The organism is Roseiarcus sp., from assembly GCF_052145395.1.
Classification (GTDB): domain Bacteria; phylum Pseudomonadota; class Alphaproteobacteria; order Rhizobiales; family Beijerinckiaceae; genus Roseiarcus.
Map to the genome: position 1 here is coordinate 1 of NZ_JBKQOT010000618.1, position 8,011 is coordinate 8,011.

At 66.9% G+C, this 8,011-nt stretch carries 7 protein-coding genes; all 7 read right to left on the reverse strand.

What is annotated here, in order from left to right:
• On the reverse strand, positions 1-1,701 hold a 1,701-nt coding region (locus ACLP25_RS21225), incomplete at its 3' end, for a small-conductance mechanosensitive channel (RefSeq protein WP_442471131.1).
• A 488-nt stretch (positions 1,702-2,189) separates the two neighbouring features.
• Positions 2,190-2,768, reverse strand: coding sequence for a cytochrome b (locus ACLP25_RS21230; protein ID WP_442471132.1), 579 nt, complete (start codon positions 2,766-2,768; stop codon positions 2,190-2,192).
• Positions 2,765-3,823 carry a catalase family peroxidase gene (locus ACLP25_RS21235; protein WP_442471133.1) on the reverse strand — a complete coding sequence of 353 codons (1,059 nt, stop codon included), beginning with the start codon at positions 3,821-3,823 and terminating at the stop codon, positions 2,765-2,767. The genes ACLP25_RS21230 and ACLP25_RS21235 overlap by 4 nt, the downstream gene beginning before the upstream one ends.
• 124 nt (positions 3,824-3,947) lie before the next feature.
• On the reverse strand, positions 3,948-5,318 hold the full coding sequence (locus ACLP25_RS21240) for an FAD-containing oxidoreductase (RefSeq protein WP_442471134.1): 1,371 nt from the start codon (positions 5,316-5,318) through the stop codon (positions 3,948-3,950).
• Entirely contained in the window at positions 5,315-5,776 is a 462-nt protein-coding gene (locus ACLP25_RS21245; RefSeq protein ID WP_442471135.1) for a DUF4126 family protein, read from the reverse strand. The genes ACLP25_RS21240 and ACLP25_RS21245 overlap by 4 nt, the downstream gene beginning before the upstream one ends.
• 304 nt (positions 5,777-6,080) lie before the next feature.
• Positions 6,081-6,656 (reverse strand): histidine phosphatase family protein, encoded by a 576-nt coding sequence (locus ACLP25_RS21250; protein ID WP_442471136.1) that lies wholly within the window; start codon positions 6,654-6,656, stop codon positions 6,081-6,083.
• A 630-nt stretch (positions 6,657-7,286) separates the two neighbouring features.
• Positions 7,287-8,011 (reverse strand): PHA/PHB synthase family protein (locus ACLP25_RS21255; protein WP_442471137.1); only part of this gene is annotated, 725 nt, incomplete at its 5' end.

The following is an 8,011-nucleotide window of genomic DNA, read 5'->3' on the forward strand; positions in this document are numbered from 1 at the left end:
CACGGTCAGGACCGTGCGCAACATCGGCAGAAGCGTCCGGAGCCGGGCGGCGCGGGCGTAGGCGCCCTCCCGGGCGAACCGGTCGAGTTGGTGTTCGATCGCGCCGTTGGACGCTTCCCAAACGACAATTGCGATTGCGACGGCGAGGACGACTGATGAGAACTGGGAAAGCAGAATCCCGCCGATGCGGCCGGAATCGAACCAGCTCAAGGCGTCGACGCCCCAAGTCTCCAGCAAGGCGCCTGTCGCGATAAGCGCAATGATCGCCGAGATCGCGAAGCGCAGGACGGGACGGTAACGGGCGCCGAGACCCTCGAGAAACGGAGCGCCCACAAGAAGACCGTAACGAGGATTGAAAATCCTGTCGACGCCGCCCATGGCGACGGCCCACGCCGCCCGGGCGATCACGAGAATGACGACCGCCTCGGACGCGTAATAGGCGACGAGGCTGTAGCCGTTGGGTATCCTGAACGCCCAGATCGTCCACAACGCGAGGTTGGCGAAGATGGCGACATAGTGCCAGACGTCGGCAAAGCGATTGCGCAGGACGGACACAAAACCGGAGCGTCCGGCCGGCGCGCGAATAAAGGACGCGACGGCGCGCCGACAGCGCAAGGTCACGATGACGAGCAGGAGATGCGGAAGAAGGACGACGAACTTCACCAACGCATGATAGGCCGGCCGTTCCAGACCAAGCGCGCGCGCGACATTGGCGACGGCCAAGCCGAATACCGCGACGCCAATGAGCCTTCGCGACCAGACTTCGATCGCGGCGGCGGTCTCCGCGGGCGGCGCGAAAAGGCTCGTCCCGGGCGCCGAACCGCACACGAACATCCGTATGACGCACATCGCCGTCCGGCAGAACACATACGCGTTGACCAGGGCGAGGATCGCGACCCGCGCGATCGGGTCGGCGCCAATGCTGGTTGCGAGGAGGGCGTTGCCCGCCGCGGCGAAAGCCGCAACCGGCGCGAGCTCCAGAACCAGACGCGCCACGGCGTACGGGGCCCGGCTGAGGGTCGTGCGCAGCCCCTGCACGCGCCGGACGGCCACGGTCTCAGCGCGATCGGCGTCGAATATCGCGCCGGCCTCGCCCCGTTTGTCGTGCGCCGCACGGGCTTCCAGCGCGGCGAGGGGCCGGCGAAGCCCAAACCCGACAAGGCGCTCGGCCAGGAGCGCGAGGACGGCGACGGTCAATCCTCGCCAAAGGAAGCCGAGCAGCAGAGCCTGCGCATCGGGATCGGTTGCGGTCTCTGTCAGCCAACGCCAAAACACGGGGAACTTTGTCACCGCGCGGACGCTGTGCTCAAACTGAGCCGACAGGTCTCCCATTTCGGTTGAAACCTCCAGCAGCAGCTCCGCCCCGAATCCGTCGGCGATGACCAGCGGCGCGGCGGGTGCCGCCGGTTGCGCGGCGGGCGCCGTCGATTCCGCGGCGGCTGGCGCCGAGACCTTCGCGATCGTCCGCAACGTTTCGATCGCTGCGTCCCGTTTCGCCGGATCCTGCAAGACTTCGAGGGCGTGCTGGGCTTCGACGGGCGTCAGAGTCGAGGCGGCGTCTTGAGCCGCCGGTTTGACCTCTTGCGCTGAGGCGGAAGGAACCGCGGCGAGAACCGAGAGCGCAATCAGGAGTGCGGTGATCCCAAGGACGAGCGCGCGGCCCGTCGAGTCGGATCTGTGGGGGCGATCGCAGGGAGTCATGATCCTCCATCATCAATGCAAACGGGGGCGGTCCCCGACGCTTCGCCCGCTTTTCCAGCGATTTCCGGGCGACTCTGTGGCGTGCGACAATTTGACCTTCCTGACGGGACCCTGGAGCGGGTTCGTGCTCGAAAGGGCGCAACGGGGGATAGCCGCCGGTTTTGGCGCTTCTGCGGCGGCGGGAGGCGCTCGTTCCTCGGCGGCGACCGGCGCTCGCGAGGATTTTTGGCGAGCGCCGGCGCGCGATTGCGATGGGTATGCGGCGATTTTGCGGCCGTCCGCAGCGCTCCCGCGCGTTCATCCCCAAGTCCGCGTCGTGTGATCGCGGCGTCGGTCAAAAGCCGCGTGCGCGCCGCGTAAACGCTCGAGGCCCAGAACGAGTTGGGGCCGAATCGAGTCGGTCGGGGCAAATCCCCCTCCCCGTGAGCGTCACAAGCGGGGAGGAGGGACCGTGGCCGCCGTCGCGCAAGCGCAACGGCTCTCGCGGCTCACTCCGCCGGCTGATGCGCCGGACTGGTCGCCTCCGCCCTATGGTTCAGTTCCGGCCCCATCGCCTCGAACACGCCGTCGCGCCGCACCAGCGCATGGAACAGCGCCGCCGCGACATGCATGAGGATCACCGCGTAGAACAGCAGCGCCAGCCAGACATGCGCCTGCCACAGCACGGTATGCAGGCCGTCGCTCTGCGGCGCGATCGGCGGAAGCCAGATGCCGCCCCAGAGGACGATGGGATAGCCGGCCGACGACAGCATCGCCCAGCCGGTCAGCGGAAGGCCGATCATCAGCGCGTAGAGCGCGTAATGCGACAGATGCGCCGCGAGCTTCATCGGCTCGGGGAGGTCCAGCGGCAGGGGAGGGGCGCCGGAGCGCAGGCGGACGGCGAGCCGGATCAGCGCGAGAACGAGGATCACGATTCCGAGCGTTTTGTGGATCGTGATCAGCGTCAGGTATTTCGGGTTGATGCTCGAGACCATGTGGACGCCGATGAACAACATCGTCAAGATGCAGACGGCCATGATCCAGTGCCGCGCGCGCTGCAGCGGCGTGAAGCGGGGGACGCGGATCATTGGCTCGCTCCTGGCGCTGTTCGCGGATAGTCCTTCGCCTCGGCCGCGCGGCGGTCGAAGGAGACTCGATAGGCGGAAGACCGCGCCGCCGGGAACGGGTCGTCCGAGGTCGCCATCCCATTGGGCAGCACGGTCGGATCGTAGTTGACGTCGCGGCACGGTCCGTCCGGCTCGGGGATGATCGCCTGCACCGTCAGCGTTCCGACCTCGATCTTGCGCCGGTCGTCCGGCCATGCCTTGGTCGGGTCCGCCGTGGGGTCGCCCGGATTGGCGACGGTGACAGCCATCGTCCAGCGCAAAGGGCCCTGCTTGATGCGCTCGGCGATCTCCTCTTCCAAAAAATTCGGTCCGCGCTTGGCGAGTTCCTCTGGTGAAACGGGCACGGGCTCGGCGGCCGGGATGATCGACCAGCGCACCGCGCGCCGGTCGCCGGCGCTGTCGGTGAACACGAAGGCGTTGAGACCGTTGTAACGCTCCTCCGCATAGCTGCCGGTCCACGGCCCATCCTTCGCCCAGCCGCCGAAAGCCGCGAACTCGGGATGCGCCTGGACGAATGCTCCCATGGCGTCGGGGTCCTTGCTCGCCGAGGCCTCGAGCAGGTCATAGAACCCTTGAGGGGTCGAAACCGCGAAGATTGGCGGGTTGATCATCGCCGTGCGCCATTCCTCGCCGTCCGGCGTCGTGATCATCACGCCGATCCCTCGCACCCGCACCGAGGCGTCCGCGGCGTCGGGGTCGGGCGTGCCGAGGTTGAAGCGCCCCACCACGGGATATTCGCCCTTGGCGAAGACCTGCGCGGTCGAAAGCTCAGAGCCGGCGCCGTTCGCCTCGAACACGCCCGTGAAGCAGATTCCCTTGGCGTGGTTGCGGCGATGGCCGAGCGCCGGGCCGGAAGGCGGCGCCAAGGCTTCGACCAGCCTGTCCGGCGTGAGCTTTTGGGGCGAGAGCCACGCAGCCGTGTAAGCAAACGCAGCCGCGCCGAAAGCAACGACGGCGGCGATGAGAACAAGCGAACCGAGGGCGGAGCGAAGAGGTGGTCGCAGGGGCTCGGGCAAGGGAGTCTCCATCGAAGGGACGACGCCAAGGTACACCGGTCCTTGGGAGTGGGATGCTAACGCGAACCGGCCGGAGGCTATTCCTTTGCGCTGGTGAAACTTTCCAAAAAGCCCGGCGCCGGCGTCACGGCGACAGCTCGCCGAAAACGGTGGGCACGAGTTCGGACACCGTCGGGTGGATGGCGACGACGCGCGTGTAGGCCGTCGCGGTGACGCCTGCGGCCATCGCCTCGACCACGCCGTGGATCGCTTCGTCGCCGCCGACGCCGAGAATGGCGGCGCCGAGGATCGCGTCGCTGTCGCGATCGACCACCACCTTGATGAAACCTTGCGTCTCGCCCTTCTCGATGGCGCGCGCCACGCGCGTCATCGGGCGCTTGCCGACACGGACGGCATGGCCCTTGGCTTTCGCTTCCGCTTCGGTCATCCCGACCCGTCCGAGCGGCGGATCGACATAGAGCGCATAGACCGGGATGCGATCGGTTGCCTTGCGCTTCGCGCCGTCAAAAAGGTTCGCCGCGACGATCTCGTAGTCGTTGTAGGACGTATGGGTGAAGGCGCCGCGGCCGTTGCAGTCGCCGAGCGCCCAGATGTGCGGGACGCGGGTCCGAAGGTCGTCATCGACGACGATATAGCCACGCGCGTCGACCGCCACGCCCGCCGCGTCGAGCCCGAGATCGTCGGTGTTCGGCCTGCGGCCGACCGCGAGAAGCGCATGCGAGCCGACCACTGCCGGTTCGCCGCTCTGGCAGTTGACGCCAACCTCGACGTCGTCGCCGCGCCGCGCAAAGCGGATGCACTCCGCGCCGCAGCGGACAGTGATTCCGTCCGCCTCCAGGATATCGCGGATCGCGTCGGAGACGTCCGGGTCCTCTCTGACGACGAGACGCGGCGCTTTTTCCACCACTGTAACTTCAGCACCGAAGCGCCGGAAAACTTGGGCGAATTCGAGCCCGATATAGCTTCCGCCGACGATGACGAGATGACGCGGCAGGGCGTCGAGTTCGAGAAGGCTCGAGTTGGTGAGGGGCCGGATTCGATCGAGGCCGGGGAAGTCCGGAACTGTCGCCCTGGCGCCGACATCGAGGAAGACCATGTCGGCCTCGAGCGTTTCGCCTCCGACCTCGATCGCATGGGGCGATGTGAAGCGGGCGTGGCCCTCGACGACCGTGCAGTTGGCCATGCCGCCGAGCCAGGATTTCAGGCCCGCGCGCTTTTCGTCGACGACCCTGTCCATGCGCGCCATGACGGAGGCGAAATCGACGCCGACCGGCCCGGCGGTGACGCCATAGTCGGCGGCGCGCCGGGCGAGATGGGCCGCGTAAGCGCTCGCAACCAGCGTCTTGGTGGGTGTGCAACCGACGTTCACGCAGGTTCCGCCAAAAAGCTTGCGCTCGACGATGGCGACGGTCCTGCCCGACGCGGCGAGCCGCGCCGTCATCGGCGGCCCGGCCTGGCCAGCCCCGATGACGATGGCGTCGAAGCGGCGGGTCATCGAAGCGCCCATACGATGATGAGGCCGAGGACGATCGCGCCAGCGTCCTCGATCAAGGCGGCCGGCAGGTCGCGGCCGAAGGCCTTGGTCATGCGCGCGCGGACCTCGGCGCCGCCGTAGGTTCCGATTCCCGCGCCGACAATGCCGGCGATGAGGCCCGCGATCCACGATCCCGCCGACGCGCCGAGCGTCGCGCCGCTAAGGGCGCCGGTGACGATGCGGGCGCCGAATTGCATCGGAACCTTGCGACTGGGCGTGGACGGCAACTGGTCGGTGATCAGTTCGACGATCGCCAGAACCGTGAAGACCCACGGGGTCCACGCGTAGCCCATAAAGGCGAGCCACGACCCCTCGAGGTTGAGGTAGCCGAGATGAGCGGCCCAGCTAACGGCCGCCGGAGCCGTCAAGGCGCGCGAACCGGCGACGATCCCGGCGAGGAAGGCAAGCGCGTATAGCATCTGCAACTCCGTCACGGCGTGGCGCTGCGGGACAGACGTCCGGCGGCTTGCGCCTGCCTCGATGGCTTTGCGGCGGTAAGCAAATCAGGCGGACGCCGGAGCGCGCCGCGTTAACGGGGCGGAAGGCTTAGGCTCGAACCCGCCTGGCGAAAATACCATCGGCGGGTAACGCTGAAGGTAGCGCTGACGCCGCGATGCGCCAAGCGAAATTTTGGGAAGCAAGATCGCGGAGCCGCGCGTGGCGGACTTGGTCCGTGGGACAAAAGACGCTCTGCGCCGGCGCCGCGACGAGGATCGCGCCGGCTCAGACCTCGTTCCAGAGCGCTACGACCGGTTCGCCCCTGTCGTCGTGCTCGTAGCTCAAAACGCTGACGCTCGCCGTATTGAGCGCGAAAAGACGGCCTTCGGAGGGCGGGAGACCGAGCCAGCGGGCCGTCAGGACCCGCAGCACGTGAGCGCTGGAAAAGAGGATCGCGCGATCGTCCACGGCGCGCAGGCGGGCGATGACGCGGTCGACGCGGGCGCCGACGTCGGCGGCCTTTTCGCCGTGCGGGCAGCCATCACGAAAGATCAGCCAGCCCGGGTGGTCGGTGAGGATCTCGTGGGTGGTCCGTCCCTCGTAGTCGCCGTAATTCCATTCGAGCAGATCGGGATCAACCACGGCCCGGTCGCCGAAGCCCGCGAGCGCGCAGGTCTGGGCGGCGCGCTGAAGCGGGCTGGTGAAGACTCGATTGAAGGTTTGGCCAGCGAGTCGGTCGCGGAGTTTCCGCGCCTTGCGTTCGCCTTCCTCGGTGAGGGGAATATCGGTCCGGCCGGTGTGCCGGCCGGCGGCGCTCCAGGCCGTTTCACCGTGGCGGACGAGCGTGACGACTGCCGGCATGGGGAAGTCCCATTGTCGCTGCACCTACGCTCTCCGATAACCCGGTCGCCGCGCGCTCGGCAAGAGGCGCTGACGCTGACGGTCGGGCGGGCGGCCGGCGCTTGGCGTCCGCCGGTCCCTTGTCTTGGGTGGAGAATGGCGCCGGCGCGCTTCCACTCGCGCGAATGGCGAATAGCTTTTGCTTGCGGAAAATCGGAAATCTCGGTACGATCCCTTCATGCGAGCCTCAGTTCAAGCGCAAGCGGATCAACGCCGTCCTCAGACGGGACGCGGCCTTTTTACGCGGGGGATGGGTCCCACGACGAATAAATTCGCACGCGCTCGCGCGTAACCCACTGAAAAGGCTCATTTCGGTCGAGAGAATCCAAGGAATTCCAAGAAAATCCAACCTCCAATATCCGAAGATTTGCGGAGCCGGCGCCTGTCTCGGCGGAGGCCTGAGGAAATCCAAATGTCTCGCGCAGGCGGCATCCAGGCGACCGGCTCTCTTGCCTCCCTGGATGGATTCATCGCCATAGCGCGTCGAAAGGCGGGCGCCGCCACCCTGCGGATGGCCGCAATGATGGAGCCGGTTTAACCTGAAGACGCCGTGCTTCAGAAGACCCTTATTCGACGATAATCTCTCGGGCCTTACGACTTCGCCAGCACGTACTCGCCCGGCGCGTCGCCGATCGCCTTCAGCTTGCCCTCGCCGGGGGTGCGGGCGGGGACCTTCTCGGGCGCCTGCGCCGTGATCCACTGGATCCAGTCAGGCCACCACGACCCTGGCGTCTCCTTGGCCGCCTTCACCCAGTCCTCGAAGTCGCCTTCGACCGGGCCGCCGGTCCAGTACTGGTATTTCGCCTTGGTCGGCGGGTTGACCACGCCCGCAATATGGCCCGAGCCCGCCATCACAAAGCGCACCGGTCCGCCCAGGCACTTGGCGCCGTTGAACGCCGAGCGGGCGGGGGCGATGTGATCCTCCTTGGCGGCGAGCTCATAGACCGGGATCGTCACCTTCTTCAGATCGACCGTCTGGCCGCCGATCACCATGCGCCCGTTCGACAGGTCGTTCTGCAAGTAGCAGTGGCGAAGGTAGAACATGTGATTCGCCGCTGGCATGCGGGTGGCGTCGGCATTCCACACCAGGAGGTCGAAGGGCATCGGTTCTTTGCCCTTCAGGTAGTTGTTGACATAGTATGACCAGATCAGGTCGTTGGGCCTGAGCATGTTGAAGGCCTGAGCCATCGCCGAGCCCTCGAGATAGCCCCGCTCCTGCATGCGCTTTTCGGCCTGCTTCAGCTGCTCGGCGTCGACGAACACCTTGAGGTCGCCGGCGTCGGTGAAGTCGATCTGAGTGGTGAGGAAGGTCGCGC

Coding starts and splice junctions, on each gene's coding strand:
- ACLP25_RS21245 (WP_442471135.1), bottom strand. CDS start 5,776: ATGCTATACGCGCTTGCCTTCCTCGCCGGGATCGTCGCCGGTTCGCGC.
- ACLP25_RS21240 (WP_442471134.1), bottom strand. CDS start 5,318: ATGACCCGCCGCTTCGACGCCATCGTCATCGGGGCTGGCCAGGCCGGG.
- ACLP25_RS21230 (WP_442471132.1), bottom strand. CDS start 2,768: ATGATCCGCGTCCCCCGCTTCACGCCGCTGCAGCGCGCGCGGCACTGG.
- ACLP25_RS21250 (WP_442471136.1), bottom strand. CDS start 6,656: ATGCCGGCAGTCGTCACGCTCGTCCGCCACGGTGAAACGGCCTGGAGC.